Source organism: Streptomyces sp. NBC_00190 (genome assembly GCF_036203305.1).
Lineage (GTDB): Bacteria > Actinomycetota > Actinomycetes > Streptomycetales > Streptomycetaceae > Streptomyces.
The window spans coordinates 5433386-5455254 of record NZ_CP108131.1; the positions used below are offsets into that span (position 1 = coordinate 5433386).

Here is a 21869-nt window from a genome sequence, read left to right on the forward strand (position 1 = left end):
ACCCTCACCGGGGGACGGGCGGCGGGTCCACCAGCCGCCCGTCCTCCACGAGCATCCCGGCCCGCTTGACGCTGCGCAGCGTCGGGATCAGCTCCACCTGGCCGACGCCGTCCACCGCGCCGATCCGCTCGGTCAGGTACGTGTAGAGGGCCTCGGTGTCCCGGCACACCACCACCGCCATCAAGGAGGCCGCACCGGTCACGGCCGCCGCGAAGGCCACCTCGCGGTGGCTCGCCAGCGCCGCGCCCACCTCCGCGAGCCGGGCCGGCGGGACGGTCAGCACCAAGGTCGCCTCCGCCTCGTAGCCGAAGAGCGCGGGTACGAACTCCACGTCGAAGAAGAGCGCTTCGAGGTCCCGCAGCCGTTCCAGCCTGCGGCGGGCGGTGGACTCCGACAGGCCGGTGGCGCGCGCGAGTTCCGGGTATCCGGCGCGTCCGTCCCGGCCCAGTACGGCGAGCAGCGCGAGCTCCGGCTCGTCCAGGGCGTACCGGTCCGGGACGGGTTCGACCGGCGGCCGCTGCAGGGCCTCGATCTGGTCGGGGCGCAGTACGTCCAGGCCCACCCAGGCGTCGCGTCCGCCGAAGAACTTCCGCAGGATGGTGTGGGCGCTGATGCCGGTCACCCGGCGGGTGCGCGGCAGCTTGTCCAGCAGCAGGCCGTCACGGTCCTTGCGGGTACGGGACCGGGTCATGCAGTGGATCTCCGTGCCGCCCGAATTCAGGGTCACCCACGCGATGTCGGGGCGGCGGGCGAGCGCCTCGGCCACCGGGAGCGCCGCGTCCGGGGCGCACTGCACCCGCAGCCAGGACTCGAACAGCCCGACGCGGCTGCCCGTCGGCAGCCCGACGACCCGGATCAGGCCGGCGGTCCGCAGGCGCCGGTAGCGGCGCACGACGGTCTGGTCGGACACCTCCAGGACTTCGGCGAGGCGGCTGAAGGCGGCCCGGCCGTCGATCGTGAGGGCCTGGACCAGGGAACGGTCGAGTACGTCCAGCTCCGTGTCGTTCACGGTTTCCATCATGGCAGAGGCTTCGGTGACGGAAATCCGGCAAGTACGGGTATCCAGGTGGGGGTGTGGTGCGGGGCGCTGAGAACTTGGGTCACCGGGATCCCCCCGGGTCCCTCCGCCCTCCGCAATCAGAGGAGAACTCCCATGCGCAAATGGCTGCCGCTGACGGCCGTCTGCCTCGGGGCCTTCATGCTCCTGGTCGACGTCACGATCGTGACCGTCGCCCTGCCCGACATGGCTGCCGACATGCACACGGGTTTCGCCGGACTCCAGTGGGTCATGGACGTCTACGCGCTGGCGCTGGCGGCCCTGCTGCTCGGCGCGGGCTCGCTCGCCGACCGGATCGGCCGCCGCCGCGTCTACCTCGCGGGGCTCGTGCTGTTCGCCGCGGCCTCGCTCGTCTGCGGGCTGGCCACAGGCCCGGGCGAGCTGATCGCCTTCCGCGCGGTCCAGGGCATCGGCGGAGCCGCCATGTTCGCCACCACCATGGCCCTGCTCAGCGGGGCCTACCAGGGCCGCGACCGCGGGATCGCCTTCGGCGTCTGGGGCTCGGTCAACGGCGCCGCCGCCGCGGCCGGCCCCGTCATCGGCGGGCTGCTCACCGAGCACTTCGGCTGGCGCTGGATCTTCTTCATCAACCTGCCCGTCTGCGCGCTCGCCGTGTACGTGACCCTCAAGGCCGTCGCGGAGTCCCGCGATCCGCACGCCAAGGGCCTCGACCTGCCGGGCATGGCCACCTTCACCACGGGCGCCGGGGCCGTCACGTACGCCGTGATCCGCGGCGGCGAGAACGGGTGGGGCTCGCCCACCACGCTGGGCCTGCTCGGCCTCGGCGCCGCCGCCTTCGCCGCCTTCGTCCTCGTCGAACTGCGCAGCTCCCGCCCGATGCTGGACCTCGCGCTCTTCCGCAGCCGCACCTTCGTCGCGGTCATGGCCGCGGCACTGCTGCTGTCGGGCGCCGCTTTCTCGTACCTGATGTACGTCTCCCTCTGGCTGCAGTCCGTCCGGGGGATGACCCCGGTCGGCGCGGGCCTGGCGCTGATGCCGATGGCCGCGGCCGCGCTCGTCGTCTCGGCGGTGGCCGGACGTCTGCTGCACGCCATGCCGGCGCGGCTGACCATCGGCGGCGGACTGCTGCTGATCGGGGTGGGTGCGCTGATCCTGGCCTGGATGATGGACGCGGGTGACGGCTGGGCGGCCATGGTGCCGGGGCTGCTGGTGACCGGCGTGGGAGTGGGCGCCGCGACCCCGGCGCTGGCCGCGACCGCGATGGCCGCCGTGGCCCCGGCCCGGGCGGGCATGGCCGGCGGAGCCCTGAACACCGTGCGGCAGCTGGGCACGGCCCTCGGGATCGCCGTGCTCGGCGCGGTCTTCCACGCCGGGCTGCGCGGCGGGCTGGGTGAGGGCGGCCGGGAGCTGTCGGAGCCGCTGGCCTCCGGCGGCGCCGGGCGGCTGTTCGCCGAGGCCCCGGCGGGAGCGACGCGCGAGGCGCTGACCGCGCTGGTGGACGCGGGCTTCGCGAGCGGGCTCCGCGACACGTTCCTGGTCTCGGGCGCGATGGGACTGGCCGGAGCCCTGGCGGTCTTCCTGCTGGTCCGCACCGGCCCGCGACCGGCTCCGGGCGCCCCGGCGGCGGTCCCGGTTCAGGCGGCGCCGACGGACGGGCGTTTTGTGGCCCGGCGGTAACTGCACCCGGCCATAAGGCGGGTGGCCTGGTATCGCAAGGGTGAACCTTCGAACGCGCTGAGCCTGCCGAATCGTTTCATCACCCCCGTCCGCTCCTACGTTGGCCCGCGGATGCCACCGGACCCGGTATCCGCGGACCCCGAGAAACGGACTTTCCATGCGTCTTCGCACCACCGCCGCCGTCTTCGCCGGCGCCCTCGCGCTCGTCCTGCCCACCGCCGGCCCGTCGTTGGCCGACGACCAGGGCAGCCGCACCCTCGGCACGCTGCACTACCACTTCGTCGACGACCAGGGCGACGAGCGCAGCGCGCAGCTCCAGCCCGCGGAGAACGACACCTGCTACGTGCTGACGCGCACCTCCGGCGCGGAGCCCACCGTCGAGGTGCGCAACGAAACGGAGTCACTGGCCGTCCTCTTCGACAACCGGACGTGCGACGGCAAGGCGGAGCGGGTCCTGGAGCCGGGCCAGAAGGCGCAGGACGTGGAGGCCGTCTCGGTCTTCTTCAAGCCGGTCGACCAGCCGGGCGCGGGCCTGGGCGACCAGGCCCGTGATGACCAGGCCCGTGACGACCAGGCCGCCCGTGACGACCAGGCCCGTGACGACCAGGCCGCTCGTGACGACCAGGCTCGTGACGACCAGGCCGCTCGTGACGACCAGGCCGCCCGTGAGGACCAGGCCCGTGAGGACCAGGCCCGTGAGGACCAGGCCCGTGAGGACCAGGGCCGGGGCGACCAGGCTGCCCGTGACGACCAGGCCCGCCAGGACCAGGCCCGCGACGACCAGGGCGACGAGGACATGCTCGACCGCATCCTCCGCAACATGGGCTGATCCGGCGGCTGTCTGACCGACGAGGCCCGGCGTCCCGCACAGGGGGCGCCGGGCCTCGTCGGGTCCGATGGAACAGGGCCGCCCGGGGAGGTCGTCTCCCGGGCGGCCCCGTGGTCTATCTGGTCAGCTTCTTCTCACACGGCCCCGGTGGGGGTCAGAACGTGAGCTTCCAGCTGTTGATGTAGCCGGTGTCGGCCGCGTACACGTCCTTGACCCGCAGCTTCCAGACACCCTGCGCGACCTCGGAGGAGGCGTTCACGGTGTAGGAGGCGACGACGTTGTCCGCGGAGTCCGAGCTGGAGGTGTTCTTCAGCCGGTACGCCGAGCCGTCGGGGGCGATGAGGTCGATCTGGAGGTCACCGCGGTAGGTGTGGACGATGTTCACGTCCACCTTGAGGGTGCTCGGGGCGTTGCCCGTGCGGTTCACGGTGATCGGGGAGTCGACCGTGGAGTTGTCCGCGATCTGGTAGTCGGTGGTGTTCTCGAAGACGTTCGGCTGCGTGGTGCCGACCGTCCAGGTGAAGGCCGCCGTACCGGTCTGGTTCGCCGAGTCGGTCACCGTGACGGTCACGTTGGACGTGCCCGCGGTGGTGGCCGTACCCGAGATCAGGCCGGTGGAGGAGTTGATCGACAGGCCGGCCGGCAGACCGGTCGCCGCGTAGCTCAGGGCACCGGCGTTGCTGCTGGTGGCCTGGATCTGCAGGCTGACGGCACCGCCCGTGACGGTGGTCTGGTTACCCGGGCTGGTGACCGAGACCCCGACCTGGGGACGGGCCCCGACGCCGATGGCGGCCCAGGCGTGCGCGACGTTGTTGTACGTGGCCGAGCCGGACCCGTACAGGTCGGCGGCGGCCTGCAGGGTGGCCGTACGCGCGGCCGCGTAGTTGGTGTTCGACTTGAACAGACCGGTGGTCAGCGCGCGGAACCAGATCTTGGACGCGGCGTCACGGCCGATCCCGGTGACCGGGAGGCCGTCGGAGGTCGGCGAGTTGTAGCTCACGCCGTTGATGACCTTGGCGCCGGAGCCCTCGGAGGCCAGGTAGTACCAGTGGTTGGCCGGACCCGAGGAGTAGTGGACGTCGATGGAGCCGATGCCCGAGTACCAGGAGTCCTTGGATCCACCGTCCTTGCTCGGCTTGTCCATGTAGCGCAGCGGGGTTCCGTCGCCGTTGATGTCGATCTTCTCGCCGACGAGGTAGTCACCGACGTCCTGCGGGTTGTTGGCGTAGAACTCGACCGCCGCCGCCATGATGTCGGAGGTGGCCTCGTTCAGACCGCCGGGCTCACCGCTGTAGGTCATGTTGCCGGTGACCGAGGTCAGGCCGTGCGTCATCTCGTGCGCGGCCACGTCGGTCGAGGTGAGCGGCTTGTTGTTGCCCTCGCCGTCGCCGTAGGTCATGCAGAAGCAGGAGTCGTCCCAGAACGCGTTGACGTACGCGTTGCCGTAGTGGACCCGGCTGTACGGGGCCACGCCGTCGTTGCGCAGGCCGTTGCGGCCGTGCACGTTCTTGTAGTAGTCCCACGTCACCTGGGCGCCGTAGTGGGCGTCGGCGCCGGCCGTCTCCAGGTTGGAGGCCAAGCCGTTGCCCCAGATGTCGTCCGTACCGGTGAAGAGCGTGCCGGTGCCGGAGGAGCCGTGGTTGAGGTTGTACGTCTTGTGGCTGCCCCGCCCGGCGTCGGTCAGCGTGTAGTTGCTGCCCGACTGGGAGGTTCCGAGGGTCACCTGGCCGCTGTACTGCGTGTTGCCGGTGCCCGTCTCGATGGCCTGCCACTCGGTGATCTTCGCGCCGGTCTTGGCGTTCGTCACCACGTGGAGCTGGCTCGGGGTGCCGTCGTCCTGGAGGCCGCCGACGACGGTCTCGAAGGCGAGGACCGGAGCGCCCTCGGCAGCCCAGATCACCTTGCGGGCACCCTTGGCGGCCTTGGCGTCCTTGGAGCCCGCGGCGCTGGCGGCGGCGACCGCCTGGCCCTCCGCGGCCGACGGGGTCACCGTGGCGTCGGTGTCCGCGACCTTGATCTCGTGGTTGGTCGCCTTGGTCACGCTCTTGGTGACGCCGTCCTTGGCGTGGACCGTGAGGTCACCGCCGAGCACGGGGAGGCCGTTGTAGGTGCGCTCGTACGTGGTGTGCGTGGTGCCGTCGGCGTCCTTGACCACGTCGCGGACGACGAGCTTCTCGCCGCCGCCGAGGCCGAGCGCCTTGGCGGCCTGCACGGTGGTCGAGTTGGCCTCGGCGAGGAGCGTCGCACGCTCCGAAGCGCTGAGTGCGCGGTTGGCCGCGCCCGGGTTGGACTTGACGGCCTGACGGGCCTGCGACGCGGTGGCGTCGGCGGTCGCGGTGCCGGTCTGAATGCCGACGGCGAGCAGGGCTGCCGCGGCAACGAGTGCGCCGGCCGCCGTGGCACGCCTCTGGGGGGTGGCTCTCAACGCAGACTCCTTCTGCAAGGGGGGTTCCGGATGGCTGGGTGGGCCTCCGGGCAGATCAGGGCTGGTGCGATGAACGGTCGAAGAGTGCCACCTGTTGGCCATGATGTCAGGACCGCGTCAAAAAGTTGGCCAGAAATAGTTCGTTGTCCGATCAGTCATATCCGGTATCCGAACCATTCACCTTTGCGTGCCAAGGGGGCATCCGCTATACGGAACGGCTCATACCAGTTGCTCACACTTGGGCAACGGGAGTTCCTGATGCCCCAAACGGCATCTGGCGAACGGGTGTTTGTCGTACTGTTTCCCGGTGCGACAGGTGTCCACTGCCTGGGGAAGCGGTGGAGACTCGTCGCTGTCATAGACCACGTGCCAGGGGGGCCCATGAGGCATGTCCATTTTCCTGCGCAAAGGGTGGCCGGAACGGCCCATGAGTCCGCACGGCGCCTCGGTGACAAGGCCCGCTGGTATCTGCCCGCCGCCGTCACCGCCGACTTCCTCGGCGCGGCCGTTCCCGTAGGACTCGTCTTCGCGGCCGCCCAGCAGGTCCGGCCCCTCTACTGCGCCCTCGGCGCCGCCTTGGCGTGGACCGGCGTGCAGTTGTTGCGCCGACGGTACGTGGCCCGGGTGCTCGGAGAATCCCGCGGAGTGCTGCCGGTCGTGCACGACTGGCTGATTCTGATCGGCGTGCTGGCCGTGGCCCGCGTGGTGACCGAGGAGGACACCCCCCGGCTCTCCGCCCTCGGGGCACTGCTGCCCGCCCTGCTGATCACCGTCGCCTGCCACAAACTGACCTACCGTCACCTCTCGGCCGCCCGCCGCGAGGCCCACGCCGTCAGCCGGGTCCTGGTGATAGGGGAGCCCGACGCCGCCGAAGACGTCATCGCCCACCTCGCCGCGCGCACCGACCATCCGTACGTGGTCGTGGGCGTGGTCCCGGTCGGCGCCGGCACCCTCGCCAGCGGGGTGCCCGTGGCGGCCCGGCTCGACGCGGCGATGCCCGCGGCGCCCGCCGGTGACTCCGCGGCCGTGCTCGGAGCCGTCAGCAGCCACCACGCCGACCTGGTCCTGGTGGCCACCGGCGCGCGGATCGCGGGGGAGCGGCTGCGCCGGGTGGCCTGGGCCCTGCACGACGCCGGGCTGGAACTGGCCGTCTTCCCCGGACTGGTGGAGGTCTCCGTCAAGCGCCTGGAGACCCTGTCCGCGGGCGGACTCGCCGTGCTGCGGGTCGCGCCGCCCGTCGGCCGCGGCCTGCAGACCCTGCTCAAGTCGGTCCTGGACCGGGCGGGGGCCGCGGCCGGACTGATGCTGCTCGCCCCGATGTTCCTCGGGATCGTCCTGGCGATACGGCTCGGCTCGCGCGGCCCGGCCTTCTACCGCCAGCGGCGCATCGGCCGCGACGGGATCCCGTTCGTCATGTGGAAGTTCCGCACGATGGTGGTGGACGCCGACGCGCAGAAGGCCGAGCTGGCCGGGTCCAACGAGAACGACGGCCTGATGTTCAAGATGCGCCGCGACCCGCGGGTGACCCGGGTGGGCCGGCTGCTGCGCCGCACGTCGATGGACGAACTGCCGCAGCTGATCAACGTCCTGACGGGACACATGTCGCTGGTCGGCCCCCGCCCGCCGCTGCCGGAGGAGGTGGCGAAGTACGACGAGGTCGAACTGCGCCGGCTCACCGTGCGGCCCGGCATGACCGGGCTGTGGCAGATAAGCGGGAGGTCCGACCTGTCCTGGGACGAGACGATCCAGCTCGACCTGCAGTACGTCGACAACTGGTCCTTCACCAGTGACGTCGACGTGATGGGCCGTACGCTCCGCGCCGTCGTCGATGGCCGCGGAGCGTACTGAGAGGCTCTGGTTTGGGATCAGCCGTTCTGCTCGCGCCACCACCGGTAAGTGGCGGCGATGCCGTCCCGCAGCGGGATGCCGGGCTTCCAGCCGAGGGCGGTCAGACGGCCGACGTCGAGCAGCTTGCGCGGGGTCCCGTCCGGCTTGGACGTGTCCCAGGCGAGCTCGCCCTGGAAGCCCGTCACCTCGGCGACCGTCTCGGCCAGTTCCCTGATCGTCAGGTCCTCGCCGCAGCCGATGTTGACGGGCTCGTCGCCGTCGTAGCTGCCGAGCAGCACCGCGCAGGCGGCGGCGAGGTCGTCCACGTGCAGGAACTCCCGGCGCGGAGTGCCGCTGCCCCACAGGGTGACCTCCTCGCGGCCCTCGGCGGCGGCCTCGTGGAAGCGCCGGATGAGGGCGGGCAGGACGTGCGAGGACTCCAGGTCGAAGTTGTCGCCCGGGCCGTAGAGGTTCGTCGGCATGGCCGAGATGTACGAGGCCCCGTACTGCTTGCGGTACGACTGGACCTGGACGATGCCGGCGATCTTCGCGAGGGCGTAGGCCTCGTTGGTCGGCTCCAGCGGGCCGGTCAGCAGCGCGTCCTCGCTGATCGGCTGCGGGGCCAGCTTCGGGTAGATGCACGACGAGCCGAGGAACAGCAGGCGGTTCACACCGGCGGTGTGCGCACCGGCGATGACGCTGAGCTGGATCTTGAGGTTGTCCTCCAGGAACTGCACCGGGTACGTGCTGTTGGCCATGATCCCGCCGACCTTGGCGGCCGCCAGCACCACGGCGTCCGGGCGGACGTCCCTGAGGTACGCCCCGGTCGCGGCGGCGTCGCGCAGATCGAGGTCGGCGCGGCCCCGGGTGAGCACCTCGTGGCCGTCGGCGGTGAGCCGGCGGGCGACCGCGGACCCCACGAGGCCGCGGTGGCCCGCGACGAAGACACGGGCGTTCGGGGGCAGCAGCGGCAGCGAACTTGTCATACCGCCGATGATGCCAGTCCGCTCCCGCGGAGGCGGCGCCAGTCCGCCCCGGCCCGGTCCGGCATCCCGGGGCCCTTCCACGGGAGTTCTGCCCCCATCTCCCGCGCCGCACCGCGGAATCCGCCGCAAACGCGGCCGGACCCGGCGTGTACGGTACGCATCCAGTCCCCGGGCCCCCGCCCGGCGGGCCGGGCGCTGCCGGGGGTGCAGCCCGCTCAAGACCACGACCAGCAATCATCACCAGGGGGACCACATGGGCAAGACCGCACTGATCACCGGCGTCACCGGGCAGGACGGCTCGTACCTCGCCGAACTCCTGCTCTCCAAGGGCTACACGGTGCACGGTCTGGTGCGGCGGTCCTCCAGCTTCAACACGGAGCGGATCGACCACGTTTACCAGGACCCGCAGACCGCGAACCGGTCCTTCGTCCTGCACCACGCCGACCTCTCCGACGGCGTCGCCCTGGTGAACCTGCTCCGCGACATACGCCCCGACGAGGTCTACAACCTCGGCGCGCAGTCCCACGTCCGCGTCTCCTTCGACGCGCCCCTGTACACGGGCGACGTGACCGGCCTCGGCGCACTGCGCCTGCTCGAGGCGATCCGGGCCAGCGGCATCGACACCCGCATCTACCAGGCCTCGTCGTCCGAGATGTTCGGCGCCACCCCGCCGCCGCAGAACGAGGGCACCCCGTTCCACCCGCGCAGCCCCTACGGCGCCGCCAAGGTCTTCGCGTACTGGACCACCGTGAACTACCGCGAGGCGTACGGCATGTTCGCCGTCAACGGGATCCTCTTCAACCACGAATCCCCGCGCCGCGGCGAGACCTTCGTGACCCGCAAGATCACCCGCGCGGTCGCCCGCATCAAGGCCGGTCTCCAGGAGAAGCTCTACCTCGGCAACCTCGACGCCGTCCGCGACTGGGGCTACGCCCCGGAGTACGTGGACGCGATGTGGCGGATGCTGCAGCAGGACGAGGCCACCGACTACGTGGTCGCCACCGGAGTGGCCGCGACCGTCCGCGAGTTCGTCGAGGCCTCGTTCGGGCACGCCGGTCTCGACTGGAACGAGCACGTGCGCTACGACCCCAAGTACGAGCGCCCCAGCGAGGTCGACGCGCTCATCGGCGACGCCTCCAAGGCCCATGACAGGCTCGGCTGGAAGCCGACGGTCCTGGTCTCCGAACTGGCCAAGATCATGGTCGACGCCGACATCCGCCAGGTCGAGGACCAACTGGCGGGCGTGACGGTACGCATTGACCGCTGAGGCTTTATATTTCCCCTAGATTTGCCCTGCCCCGGCCATACTTCGCAGGTCCGTGTGGGTGCGGCCGGGTTAAACCTGCTGTATGTCCGAAGTGCGCCCTCCATGCTGAACCCTGTTGATTCCAAGTTGGTATGCAATGGGTCAAGTGAGGTGACCGGGCCCTCGCGTGAGCCCTAGTCTGCGCCAGTACATATGGCTGTTCGGATAGTTCCAGCCATCAAACCGGGCGATTGCCCTGGGGGGCTCATGCGTAGATCCAGAGGGCTGACCGTTGCCCTCGTCCTGTCACTGGCCGGTGCCGGCACGGGTATAGGCCTCGTGCTGATGCCGCAGGCGTCCGCCATCACGGCACCGGTGGCGTTCACCGCCGACAACCTGCCGACGTGGCAGCCCAACGGGGTCGTGTGGGCGATGGCCCAGGCGAACGGCACCGTCTTCGCCGGTGGCACCTTCTCGGCCGTCAGCCCACCCGACGGCGCGGCCGGGGCCGAGCAAGAAGCCGTGAACTTCGTTGCGCTCGACGCCGCGACGGGCAACCCGACCTCGTGCAAGCTCGCCTTCACCATCGGCGACGGCACCGCGACGGTCCGCACGCTGGTCGTCTCGAAGGACAAGAAGACCCTCTACGCAGGGGGGTACTTCGGCGCCGTCAACGGCACCCCGGTCTCCAGCCTCGCCGCGGTCGACATCGAGACCTGCACCCCCAAGGCCGCGTTCCACCCGGGCGTCCCCGCCACCGTGCGCGCGCTCGCCGTCACCGACGACACCCTGTACGTGGGCGGTGACTTCGCCGCGGTCGACGGCCAGACCCGCGAGCGCTTCGCCGCGGTCGACGCCTCCTCGGGCGCCCTCAAGCCCTTCGTCGCCAACGCCGACGAGCCCGGCCGCGCCGTCGAGGTGAGCAACGACGGCAAGAACGTCCTGCTCGGTGGCGACTTCTTCTCGGTCAACGGCACCAACTCGCACGCGCTGGCCGTCGTGAACGCCACCACCGGCGCGGTCACCAAGACGTACACCAACATCCCGTCCAACTCCGTGGTCAAGGACATCTCGGCCGACGCGACGGGCTACTACACCGGCAGCGAGGGCTCCGGCGGCGGTGTCTTCGACGGCCGCATCGGCCTCGGCACCGACTTCAAGGAGAAGTGGCGCGACCGCTGCCTCGGCGCCACCCAGTACGTGCTGCCGTACGACGGGGTGCTCTACAGCTCCTCGCACGCGCACGACTGCTCCACCGAGCTGGAGTACCCCGACGGCAAGCGCCACTTCCTGCTGGCCCAGCCGACCGACCACACCGGCGCCGCCCCCGCGCCCGTGGACGGCTTCGTCCGCGGCCCGCGCAAGCTCGGCTGGTTCCCCACGGCCAACGACGGCATCGGCGAGGGCATCGGCCCGCGCGTCATGTCCGTCGCGGAGAAGAACGACGTCAAGTACATGTGGGTCGGCGGTGAGTTCACCCTCATCAACGGCAAGCCGCAGAAGGCCCTGACCCGCTTCGCCTCCACCGGCGACGTCGGCGCCCCGACCACCCCGGTGGTCAGCGCCGCGAGCGTCAAGCCCGGTGAGGCGCAGGTCCGCTGGCGCACCAGCTATGACGCGGACGACAGCAAGCTGACCTACCGGATCTACCGCAACGGCTCGGCCACGCCCGCCGCCACGGTGAGCGCGGAATCCCTGGAGTTCGAGCGGCCCCAGGCCTCCTGGGTCGACACCACGGTCAAGGCCGGCCAGTCGTACAGCTACCGCGTGACCGCGACCGACGGAGCGGGCAACACCAGCGCCCTGTCGGCCAACGTCTCGGTGACGGTCCCGACCGCGGTCCAGTCGTACCCGAACCAGGTCCGCGCGGACGGCGCCGACCTGTACTGGCGCTACGACGACACCGTCAGCCCGTACGTCGCCGACTCCTCGGTCGGCGGCAACACCGGCGGTGTCCAGCTGAACGCCCCGGCCCTGCGCCAGACCCCCGGCGCGGTCTCCGGCACCAGCACGGCGATGGGCTTCAACGGCACCAGCCAGCAGGTCTACAGCGACCACCGCCAGACGGTCGGCAACGCGTTCACCATCGAGACCTGGTTCAAGACGGGCAGCACGCGCGGCGGCAAGCTGATCGGCTTCGGCAACAACACCGACCGCAACAGCGGCTCGTACGACCGGCAGATCTACATGACCAACACCGGTCGTCTGGTCTTCGGCGTCTACAACGGCTCGACCCGGACCGTCTCCACCGGCCTGCTCGACACGTACAACGACAACAAGTGGCACCACGTGGTCGGCACCCAGGGCCCCGGCGGCATCACCCTGTACGTCGACGGCCAGAACAAGGGCTCGCTGAACGCCACCAGCAACATGACCTACGCGGGCTACTGGCACGTCGGCGGCGACAACCTGGCCAACTGGCCGACCCGCCCGACGAGCAACTTCTTCGCCGGGCAGATCGACGAGACGGCCGTCTACCCGTCGGCGCTCACCGAGGCCCAGGTCAAGAACCACTTCACGCTGGCCAAGGCGCCCACCGACACGGTCTCCAAGGTCAACGCGACCGAGGACACCTACATCAACCAGGGCGCCCCGAGCACCGCGTACGGCACGTCGAGCTCGCTCGCGGTGCGCGGCACCTCGGCGTACGAGACGTACCTGCGCTTCGACCTCCCGGCCGCCCCGGCCGGCCAGGTCCTCAAGTCCGCCGCCCTGCAGGTCAAGACCACCACGCAGACGGGCGCCGGCACCGCCGACACCGTCTCCGTGGTCCCCGTCACCGGCACCTGGAGCGGCGCGGGCACGACCTTCAACACCAAGCCCACCCTCGGCACCACCCCGCTCGGCACCATCGCGGGCGTGCCGGACGGCTCGGCGGTCCAGAGCGTCGAGCTGGACACCGCCGCGGTCTCCGCGGTGCTGGGCACCAGCTACAGCATGGGCCTGACGAGCACGGGCACCGACCCGCTGTGGATCTGGTCCTCGGAGTCCACGGCCGCGGACGGCATCCCGCAGCTGGTTCTCACCTTCGGCGCGAAGTAGCGACGGGAACCGAAGTAACCGCCTGACGGCGTGCGGGGCCCGGCCCTTCCCGGCCGGGCCCCGCACTCCTGTCCCACCCAGTAAGTACGGGAGCCATCCGATGTACCGACGCTCCGCAGCGGCTGCTGTTCTGCTGACCGCCGCCCTGACGCTGACCGCCTGCAGTTCGGGCAAGGCCGACTCCGGCGCGGAGGGCAAGGCGAAGCCCCCGGCCTCGTCGGCGGCCCCCGATCCCGCGGACAGCGCGGCGCCCTCGGCGTCCGCGCCCGAAGCGAAGCCGACGGGCCCCGTCCTGCCCGACGCGAAGCTCACCCCGAAGACGGGCAGTTTCACGGCGCAGGAGAAGAAGTACCTGAGCGGGCGCGTCCCGGAGAAGATGGACCCGGCGGCCGTCCTGCAGAGCGGCCAGGAGGCCTGCCAGCGCGTGGAGCGCACCGCGAAGCGCGACAAGGACGCGGCGACCGGCGCGGTCATCACCGGGGAGATCCCGGGCGCGAAGGACGCGATCACCCTGCTGTGCCCGGAGCAGAAGCCGATCCTCGCGGCGGCCGAGAAGGGCTTCCCCGAGGGCTCCCGCCAGTCGCCCGCGGCGGGCACGTACCGGGCGCTGACCCAGGCCACCACCTGCACGTGGGAGGCCAAGGCCAAGGACGGCTCGATCCTGGCCTCGGGCCCCGAGACCCAGCCCAAGGCCGGCGACAAGATCACGGCGACGATCCCGTCCGGCACGGCGGAGTTCAACTCCTCGGGCTGCTACGCCTGGCTGCCCGTCTAGGGCCACTGCCGTACGAGAACGCCCCCGGGGCCGGACTGCCGGTCCCCGGGGGCGTTTTCGTGTCCCCGTGCCGGGTAGCCGCGTGCCAGTACGCAACCACGACACCGGCATCCGGAGGCGATCCTATGCGCGGCCTGGGCGGCTGCATCGGCCTGATCGTGGTGGGGGCCATCCTCACCTTCGCCACCGACTGGGAGATGCGCAGCGTCGACCTCGACCTGGTCGGCCTCATCATGATGGCGGCGGGAGCCATCGGCCTCGCCGTGTACTCCAGGGTCCTGGGGCGGCGTCGCACGGCGGGCGCCATCCCGGTGGTGGAGGAGCGCCGCCGGGACGGCGTCTAGAGCGGGCTCTGGTTCCGGCGGGCGGCCTCGTACACCGGGAGCAGGGTGTCCAGGACCGCGTCCATCGAGAACGACTCCGCGGCCAGCTTGCGGGCCGCGCGGGAGGCCGCCGCGTTCGCCGCGGGGTCCAGCAGGGACAGGACCGCAGCCGACACGCCCGCCGGGCCCGGGTCGACCGCGTGTCCCGCGCCCGCCGCCGCGATGTCGCGGGCCAGGCCGTTGGAGTGGGTCACCACCGGGGGAACGCCCACCGCGAGGGCTTCCAGGACCGACATGGGGAACGGCTCGTCCACGGAGGGCAGTACGTAGACGTGCGCACGGCGCAGTTCCGCCAGGACCTCCCCGCCGGACAGGGCTCCCGGGACCGTGAAGCGGGACGAGAGGCCCAGTGCCGTGATGCGGGCGCGGACGGCAGCCAGCTCGCCCTCGTCCGGGCCCGCGACCACGAAGTGCGCGTCCGGATGCGCGGCGAGGACCGCCGGGGCCGCGTCCACGAAGTCCACCGGCCGCTTACGGGCCTGCAGGCGCGCCGAGTACAGGACGCGCGGCGGGCCGGACGGAGCGGGACGCTCCTCCTGCGCCGGGGTGCCGTTGACCAGGCGGACCGTGTTCGCCAGCGGAGGCGCCCCCACCACCGCGTCCAGGCCCGTCCGTTCGTGCGGGGTCAGGTGGAGCACCGCGTCCGCGCCCCGCAGCAGCCGGCGCACCGCCACCGCGTCCAGCACCTTGGCCAGCAGCTTCCCGCTCGGATCCACCATGCCGTGGGTCTGCAGGACGAGGGGCCTCCCGGCCCGCAGCGCGGCCAGCGCCACCGGCAGGGTCACCAGGTCCCGGGCCAGGTGGACGTGGACGACATCGGCGTCACGGACCAGACGCCCGGCCGACGCCAGCAGCGCCGATGAGGTCATCCCGCTGAAGCCGAGGGGCAGCAGCCGCCGGGCCGGGAACAGCTTCGCCGGGACGCCCTCCACGGAGGTGGGCCACGGGTCGAAGCCTTCGCCCAGCGCCAGCAGCCGCGCCTCGTGGCCGCGGGCCCGCAGTCCCTTCGCCAGGTTCAGCGCGACCCGGACCGGCCCGCCGAAGGCGTGCGTGGGGGAGTGCAGCGTAACGGTGTGCAGGACTCTCACTTCGGCTCCTCCACCGGGCGGCGCTGCCCGTCCTGGGTCTGCAGGGTCAGCTCCGGCAGGTCCTTGTGTACGACGGCGCCCGCGCCTGCGACCGCGCAGCGGCCCACCGTCACCCCGGCCAGCACGGTCGCCCGCACCGCCACCCACGCGCCGTCCCCGACCGTGATCGGGGCGTTGCGGTAGCGGAAATCGGCGGCCCGGTGGTCGTGCGAGCCGGTGCACAGCATCGCCTCCTGCGAGAGGCACACGTGCGAACCGATCGTCACCGGCTCCAGGTTCAGCAGCCAGGCGCCCTCGCCGATCCACGTGTGGTCCCCGACGGTCAGCTTCCACGGCCACAGCACCCGCACCCGGTGCCGGATCAGCACGCCCTCGCCGATCTCCGCGCCGAAGGCGCGCAGCAGCGCGACCCGCAGCCGCGCCGGACAGAACCAGCTCATGAACAGCGTGTTCATCACGGCGAACCAGAGCGCCTGCGTCAGCAGACCCCGCCCCTTGTCGTATCCGGCCAGCGTGAAGGCAGGAAGGTCACGCAACTGAAGCCCCGATCGTCCACCCTCCCTCCGACCTCGTCGGAGGGACCCCCAGCGCCTCCCCGGGCGCCGCCCGCTCAGACTAGACTGCGCGCGGAGCCAGGCACATGGGGTGGGGGCAGCAGTGGCAACGGACATACGCAAGCCTTCCGTAGCCCCGGTGCCGCACCCACTTGAGGACGAGACCCTGTGGGGCCGGGTCACCACCCCGCGCACCCTGCTCTCCCGCGCGCTGTCCGTCCCGCTCGCCCTCGGATTCACCGTCTTCCTGCCGCTGTTCGTCGCCGTCCAGCCCGGTGCGGGCCAGCGCGACGCGGCCTTCTGGCTCCAGCTGCTGCTCACCATGTACGCGGGCGCCCGCCTCTCCGCGATGGTGCTCACCAGCCGACGCAAGCTGCTCCAGGGCTCCTTCTGGCTCTTCGTCTACATGGCCATGGGCGTGGCCCCCCTCGCGCAGGCCGTCCTCGGCCAGGTCCCGACGCCCGTCGTCGGGCCCCGCTCCGACCTCACCGTCGCCATCGGCCTGGTGCTGCTCGGCTGCACCGCCTTCGACGTGGGCGTCCTGCTCGCCCGCCACCGGCCCGCCGGCCGCGCGGGCGGCTCCCAGAAGGAGTCGCGCCCCGTCATGGCCCACCGGCGGCGGCTCCAGCTGCTCACGGTCGTGTCCTTCGCGTGCAGCGCGGCCTTCGTGCTGAAACTCGGCGGTCCGGCGGTCTTCTTCTCCAGCCGCCAGGAGATCATCGCGGGCATCCAGGAGGCGGGTGTCTCCAACGGCGACGGCCAGGCGGGGCAGGCCCTGCTGCGCGGTTTCGGCACCGTGCCGGCGCTGCTCTCGCTGCTGCTCTACACGCGCTGGCTGATCACCTCGAAGTTCGCCCGCCGCAAGGTCTCGGTCATCGTCACCTGGTCGGCGCTCGCGCTGCTGAACCTGGTGGTCAACAACCCGATCTCGAACCCGCGCTACTGGTTCCTGACGGTCATGTTCGCGATGCTCTTCACGGTCTTCCCGGTCAGCGCGGCGATGTACCGGGTGGCCCTGTCGATGGCCGTGGTCGTCGCCCTGCTCGTCTTCCCCTTCGCGGACCGCTTCCGGTACGACGAGAAGAACTACCGTCCGGTCGAGACCACGTCCTTCCTGGAGCCGATGGCGCTCAAGGACTACGACCAGATCGGCATGTTCGCGAACACCATCACCTTCTCGAACTCCGGGCCGGGGCACTTCTACGGCCGCCAGCTGGCCGGGTCGGTCTTCTTCGCGGTGCCGCGCTCGGTGTGGCCGGGCAAGCCGCGCGACACGGGCGTGATGGTCGGTCAGTGGATGGGCACGGTCAACACCAACCTCTCCTCCCCGATATGGGCGGAGCTGTGGATCGACTTCGGCCCGCTGGGCATGGGCGCCGGGCTGCTGGCCATGGGGTACGCCGCCGCCCGCGTCGACCGGCGCTACGCGAAGCGCGCCACCCGGCGGTCCCCGCCGGGGAGTCTGATCTCGGTGGTGGTCCCGCTGGTCGCGGGCTACTCCTTCATCCTGCTGCGCGGGCCGCTCCTCCAGGCGTCGGGGCGCGTCGCGATCGCCGCCCTGTGCCTGGCGCTGGTCGCGACCTACCGCACGGACAAGTCCACCACCCTGCGCTAGTCAGGGCGGAGCTCCGCGCAGCGGATCAGGCGGCGGAAGCCGACAGGGGCTCACTGTCCCGTGTGGTGGCGGCCGGCAGGCGGGCGACCCGCAACCAGGCGGCCAGGGCCTTCAGCGCGGAGCCGGCCACCAGGCCCCAGGCCGCGCCCGCCACACCGAAGGCCGCGTAGCCGCCCAGCAGCAGCCCCACCGACAGCAGCGAGAAGACCACCTGCAGGGACAGCGTGGCCTTGGGGGCCAGCACCCGCAGGGTGAGCAGCGCGCAGGTGCCCAGACCCATCACCGCGTACTGGGCACCCGTCGCCGGTAGTAGCGCGGACGCCGAGGCCCAGGTGTCGCCCAGCAGCTGACGGCCCGCCCGTTCGGGAAGCGCGTACAGCACGGCCCCCCACCCGGCACCGAGCAGCGCCAGCACCACGCCCAGCAGACCCGTGGCCCGGACCGTGGCCCGCTTGCCGCCGAGCCGCGACAGCACCGGCGGCCCGAAGGAGTTCGCCGAGTTGAACAGCACGTTCAGCGGACCGAAGAGGGTCGTCGCACCCCGCAGCGCACCGACGGCCAGCGGCGTCGCGAAGACTCCGAGGCCCAGTACGGCGAGCTGGCTGGAGCCGTTGCCCACGGCGAACTCGACCACGAACCGCTGCCCCAGGTGCCCGCGCCGCACGTACGGCCGCAGATCGGCCCGCGCCCCGCGAACGTAGGGCCGTAGCAGCCACAGCCCGAGGCCCAGCGCCGGCAGCGCGGAGAGGCCCCACACCAGCACCAGCCGTCCCGCGGAGGCCCCGGACGGCTGAGCGGCCAGCGCCGCGACCACGCACACCAGCCGCAGCGCGTCGGCGGCCAGCGCCCGCTCGGGGGCGCGCAGCGCCGAGAAGCAGTACCGCAGCCCGTCCTGGAGGAGGACCAGCGGCAGCACGAGGCCCAGCGCGAGGAACGCCGGCCCGGCGGAGCCGGACAGGGCCAGGCCCACGGCCGCCACCGCGGCCCCGGCCACCACCGAAGCCGCCCCGGTGAAGCCCACGGCCGACCGGCACACCTCGCCCAGCCTCCCGCGGACTTCGTCCGGGGGGAGTCCCGCGCCGTTCTCCAGGACGACGCTCTGGCCGACGTAGGCCATGTTCAGCCCGAGGAGCACGGTGAAGGTCACGTACACCATCGAGAAGTCGGCGAAGCCGGACTCCGTGGACAGCCGGGCGGCCAGTACCAGCACCAGGATGTTCGTGGCGCTGGAAGCGGCCTGGTCCAGCACCGACGCGACGGCGGCGAGGCCGCGTCGGCTCATCTGCGGCCCTGGCGGACGGTGCGCAGCGCGACGGTGTCGGTGCCGTCACCGGCGATGTTCTGCTCGGGCTCGGCCACTTCGTACGCGATCGGCTCGGGCTGCGGGGCGGACTTCCCGGACGTTCCGGAGCCGGCGGCCGGGCCGGTGGCGGCCGGGACGACCTTGTCCTTGCTCCGGCCGCGCTTCTCGCCGGGCAGCGGCGCGTGCAGCACCGCGCCGAGCACCGTGCCGCCGGCGCCGCTGATCAGCTCGCGGATCCGGGACAGGTCGCTGCGGTGGACGGCGCGCGGGTTGCAGACCACCAGGACGCCGTCGACACGGTCGACGAGGGCGAGGGCGTCGGCGTACGAGAGCACGGGAGGCGCGAGCACGACCACGGTGGAGTTGGGGGAGTCGGCCTCGGAGATCAGCTGGGTGGCGCGGGCGGAGGTCAGCGCGCGCGGGACGTTGCGCGCCCGTTCGCCCGGAATCAGTTCGAACGTGCCGGACTCCCCGGCGTCGACGACGAGCTGGCGCCCGTCGGGCCACTCGGAGTCGGCGTGGCGTCCGGCGGCGGAGGGGCCGCCCGGGGTCCGGCTCCACCGGGGCCGGCCGCCGGCGTCCGTCGGCAGCTGGCTGGCCAGCACCGGGGTGCGCAGGTCGGCCTCGATGAGCAGGACGTCCTTGCCGGTCTCCGCGAAGGAGGCGGCGAGGTTCACGGCGACCGCGGCGGCGGTCTCGCTGCTGCCGCGGGGGGCGACGACGAGCAGCCGGCGCCGGTCGGCGAAGCGGGAGTCGTAGGCGAGCCGGAAGGCCACCGAGCGGTACTCCTCGGCGACCCGGGGATCGGCCTCGCCGGCGGCGAGCAGCGGTCCGCCGCCCGTCCTGTCCCGGGGCAGGTAGCCCAGTACGGGCGCGCGCAGGGACCGCGCCACATCGCCCTCGGAGCGCGGCGCCGGGTCGAAGACCAGCCGGACCCAGGCGGCCAGCAGGCCGAGTGCGAGGCCCACGGCCGCGCCGAGCGCGAGCGACATGACGATGCCGGGCCCGTCCGTCGCGGTGGGCGCGGTCGCGGCGCTGGTGACCCGGCCCGGGGTCATGTCGAGGGCTTCGAGCTTGGTGATCTTGGTGTTGTAGCCGCCGACCTCGCTCTGCAGGTCGGTCTTGGAGGAGGTGGCCGCGTCGCGCCCGGAGCCGGCGGGCATCCGGGCGATCTCCTTGGAGAGCTCGTCGAGCTGCTTGGAGATCGGATCGCGCTGCTCCTTGTACCCCTTGACCATTTTGTCGCGGGTGGCGTCGAGGGCTTCCTGACGCTTGAGCAGATACGCATCGGTCATCGCGTTGGCGCGCTTGGCGGCCTCGCCGGGGGAGGACGCGGTGTAGGTGAAGCGGAGCACCATCGTCTGCGGCGGGTTGGTCACCTGCAGACCGCTGCGCAGGGCCGCCAGGCCGGACGCGGACACGCCGAGCTTCTTGGCGGCCTCGTTGGCTATGGAGGAACTGAGCGCGACCTGGCGCTCCGAGCCGATGTTGATCGCCTTGTCGGGGGCGAGGCTCGGGTTGAAGGGGTCGTCGGTGGGTGCGCGCAGGACGACGTCGGCGGTCGCGACGTAGGTGTCGGCCGTGGAGATGCCGAGGTAGACGCCGCCCAGCAGGCCGACTGCGATGCCCGCGCCGATGAGTCTGCGGTAGCGCAGGAGCTGGCGGAACTGATCCCGGAGGAGGTCCGGTTCGTCCTCGGCCGGTGCCGCTGCTGGGCGGTTCGTCTCGATCACGGCCGGGATCCCCCAAGTGCTTCGTCCATCAGTGCGTCGATGCGGGCCAGGCCCGCTTCGCGGCTCAGGTGGGCCGCGACGTGGCGGGGTCCGGCCGCCCCCAGCGCGTCCGCGCCTTCGGGGTCCTCCGCCAGGGCCCGTACGGCCTTCAGCAGGGCCTCGGGGTCCTCCGGCTGTACGAGCACCCCTGCCCCCGAGCGCTCCACCTCCTGGGCGGTTCCGCCTTCCGCCGCCACGGAGGCGACGACCGGCCGGCCCGCCTGGAAGTAGGAGGTGAGTTTCGACGGAACGCTCATGTCCAGCACGGCGGCGTGCTGTGTGACCGCGAGTACGTCCGCCGCCGCGAGGATATCGGGGAACTCGCCGTCAGCGGCAGGGGGGATGATGTCCAGATTCGGGACGTCGGCGGCGAGTTCGGTGAGGGCCGAGCGCTGGCTGCCGTCGCCCATGAGGACGAAGCGGACGCTCGGGTCGAGCCGGGCGGCGCCCACGAGGACCTCCAGCCCCTGCTTCAGGCCCATGTTCCCGGAGTGCAGCACGACGGTTTGGCCGGGGGCCCAGCCCAGGTGGTGACGGGTCTCGCCGCGCGGCTTGCTGGGCACCGCGACGTGGGACCAGTTGGGGACGAGGCGGATCCTGCCGGGATCCACGCCCATGCCCACGACCCGCTCCACGAAGGTCTCGTGGATGACGCCGACGAGGGTGGCGCGCTTCAACGCGTACGCCTCGGCGCGGCCGGCGACCGCGGCCGCCTTGTCGCCGCCGCTGATCCCGCTCTGCGCGGCGGCGGCGCCCATCAGGTCCTGGACGACCGGGACGTACGGGACCTTCCACCGCGCCGCGAGCCGGGCGGCCAGCACGCCGCCGGCCAGGCTGGGCATCTGGGCGAGGACCGCGTCCGGCTTGGGCATCCGGGGCGGGGCCACGGCGCCGTGCAGCAGAATCGATCCTTCAAAAAGGGCGCGCTTCACGGCGGTCTGCTTCTGCGGCACGGTGTGCGCACGCCGGTGTACGGTGACCCCCGCGCGCTGCTCCGTGCGCCGGAACGCCCCCTGGTACTCCGGCTCCAGCGACCACGCCGGGTAGTGCGGCATTCCGGCGAGGACGTGGGTCTCGTGGCCGAGATCTGCCCAGTGCTCCGCGATTTGGGTGGCGTACGGCCCAATCCCCGCGTGTTCGGGAGCGTAATTGGTGGAAACCAGCAGCATGCGCCGGTGACCGGATCTCGACACTGAACGTCCCCTTCTCCCCAGGATGATGCGCACGTCACCCTATTCGTTCACCCGCACGGTGCGGAACGTGCACGCTATTGTCTGCTAATCCGCTACGCCGGGGGGTGTGGCTGCTGGGGGGTAAGAGATGACGGAC

The 21869-nt window shown here is 71.8% G+C and carries 16 protein-coding genes; 8 read left to right on the forward strand and 8 right to left on the reverse strand.

Annotated features, from left to right (window positions below; genetic code table 11):
* Positions 1-4 precede the first annotated feature (4 nt).
* Positions 5-1018 (reverse strand): Lrp/AsnC family transcriptional regulator, encoded by a 1014-nt coding sequence (locus OG429_RS26355; protein WP_328930427.1) that lies wholly within the window; start codon positions 1016-1018, stop codon positions 5-7.
* Between the two features lie 135 nt (positions 1019-1153).
* Here OG429_RS26355 and OG429_RS26360 point away from each other — a divergent pair, with 135 nt between their 5' ends.
* Together OG429_RS26360 and OG429_RS26365 are read left to right on the forward strand one after the other, a co-directional pair.
* Positions 1154-2695 carry an MFS transporter gene (locus OG429_RS26360; RefSeq protein ID WP_328927731.1) on the forward strand — a complete coding sequence of 514 codons (1542 nt, stop codon included), beginning with the start codon at positions 1154-1156 and terminating at the stop codon, positions 2693-2695.
* A gap of 157 nt (positions 2696-2852) precedes the next feature.
* Positions 2853-3524 carry a hypothetical protein gene (locus tag OG429_RS26365; protein ID WP_328927732.1) on the forward strand — a complete coding sequence of 224 codons (672 nt, stop codon included), beginning with the start codon at positions 2853-2855 and terminating at the stop codon, positions 3522-3524.
* Between the two features lie 154 nt (positions 3525-3678).
* On the opposite strand, the gene OG429_RS26370 is transcribed toward OG429_RS26365, so the two are convergent.
* On the reverse strand, positions 3679-5949 hold the full coding sequence (locus OG429_RS26370) for a M4 family metallopeptidase (protein WP_328927733.1): 2271 nt from the start codon (positions 5947-5949) through the stop codon (positions 3679-3681).
* 381 nt (positions 5950-6330) lie between these two features.
* Between OG429_RS26370 and OG429_RS26375 the strand changes: the two genes are divergently transcribed.
* A complete protein-coding gene (locus tag OG429_RS26375) occupies positions 6331-7797 on the forward strand; it encodes a sugar transferase (protein WP_328927734.1) in 1467 nt (488 codons plus the stop codon).
* A gap of 17 nt (positions 7798-7814) precedes the next feature.
* On the opposite strand, the gene OG429_RS26380 is transcribed toward OG429_RS26375, so the two are convergent.
* Positions 7815-8762 (reverse strand): GDP-L-fucose synthase family protein, encoded by a 948-nt coding sequence (locus OG429_RS26380; RefSeq protein WP_328927735.1) that lies wholly within the window; start codon positions 8760-8762, stop codon positions 7815-7817.
* A gap of 253 nt (positions 8763-9015) precedes the next feature.
* Between OG429_RS26380 and gmd the strand changes: the two genes are divergently transcribed.
* The 4 genes from gmd (at position 9016) to OG429_RS26400 (ending at position 14169) form a co-directional block, all read left to right on the forward strand.
* On the forward strand, positions 9016-10029 hold the full coding sequence (gene gmd, locus OG429_RS26385) for a GDP-mannose 4,6-dehydratase (protein ID WP_328927736.1): 1014 nt from the start codon (positions 9016-9018) through the stop codon (positions 10027-10029).
* 246 nt (positions 10030-10275) lie between these two features.
* Positions 10276-13050, forward strand: a complete 2775-nt coding sequence (locus OG429_RS26390; RefSeq protein ID WP_328927737.1) for a CBM96 family carbohydrate-binding protein — start codon at positions 10276-10278, stop codon at positions 13048-13050.
* A 100-nt stretch (positions 13051-13150) separates the two neighbouring features.
* On the forward strand, positions 13151-13825 hold the full coding sequence (locus OG429_RS26395) for a hypothetical protein (protein ID WP_328927738.1): 675 nt from the start codon (positions 13151-13153) through the stop codon (positions 13823-13825).
* 125 nt (positions 13826-13950) lie between these two features.
* Positions 13951-14169 carry a DUF6458 family protein gene (locus OG429_RS26400; protein ID WP_328927739.1) on the forward strand — a complete coding sequence of 73 codons (219 nt, stop codon included), beginning with the start codon at positions 13951-13953 and terminating at the stop codon, positions 14167-14169.
* Here the strand turns inward: OG429_RS26400 and OG429_RS26405 are convergent.
* Together OG429_RS26405 and OG429_RS26410 are read right to left on the reverse strand one after the other, a co-directional pair.
* The gene (locus tag OG429_RS26405) at positions 14166-15296 is read right to left on the reverse strand and encodes a glycosyltransferase (RefSeq protein WP_328927740.1); all 1131 of its coding nucleotides are present in this window, start codon (positions 15294-15296) and stop codon (positions 14166-14168) included. The genes OG429_RS26400 and OG429_RS26405 overlap by 4 nt on opposite strands.
* Positions 15293-15832 (reverse strand): WcaF family extracellular polysaccharide biosynthesis acetyltransferase, encoded by a 540-nt coding sequence (locus OG429_RS26410; RefSeq protein ID WP_328927741.1) that lies wholly within the window; start codon positions 15830-15832, stop codon positions 15293-15295. Before OG429_RS26410 ends, OG429_RS26405 begins: the two co-directional genes overlap by 4 nt.
* A gap of 157 nt (positions 15833-15989) precedes the next feature.
* Between OG429_RS26410 and OG429_RS26415 the strand changes: the two genes are divergently transcribed.
* Positions 15990-17465 carry a hypothetical protein gene (locus OG429_RS26415; RefSeq protein ID WP_328927742.1) on the forward strand — a complete coding sequence of 492 codons (1476 nt, stop codon included), beginning with the start codon at positions 15990-15992 and terminating at the stop codon, positions 17463-17465.
* Positions 17466-17490: 25 nt separating this feature from the next.
* On the opposite strand, the gene OG429_RS26420 is transcribed toward OG429_RS26415, so the two are convergent.
* Genes OG429_RS26420 through OG429_RS26430 form a run of 3 tightly spaced genes read right to left on the reverse strand, consistent with a single transcriptional unit; the run spans position 17491 to position 21709 of the window.
* Complete coding sequence (locus tag OG429_RS26420) at positions 17491-18747, reverse strand: hypothetical protein (RefSeq protein WP_328927743.1); 1257 nt, start codon at positions 18745-18747, stop codon at positions 17491-17493.
* Complete coding sequence (locus OG429_RS26425; protein ID WP_328927744.1) at positions 18744-20501, reverse strand: lipopolysaccharide biosynthesis protein; 1758 nt, start codon at positions 20499-20501, stop codon at positions 18744-18746. The genes OG429_RS26420 and OG429_RS26425 overlap by 4 nt, the downstream gene beginning before the upstream one ends.
* Positions 20498-21709: a glycosyltransferase family 4 protein gene (locus OG429_RS26430; RefSeq protein WP_328930428.1), complete on the reverse strand. Its 1212-nt coding sequence runs from the start codon at positions 21707-21709 to the stop codon at positions 20498-20500. Before OG429_RS26430 ends, OG429_RS26425 begins: the two co-directional genes overlap by 4 nt.
* Positions 21710-21869 lie beyond the last annotated feature (160 nt).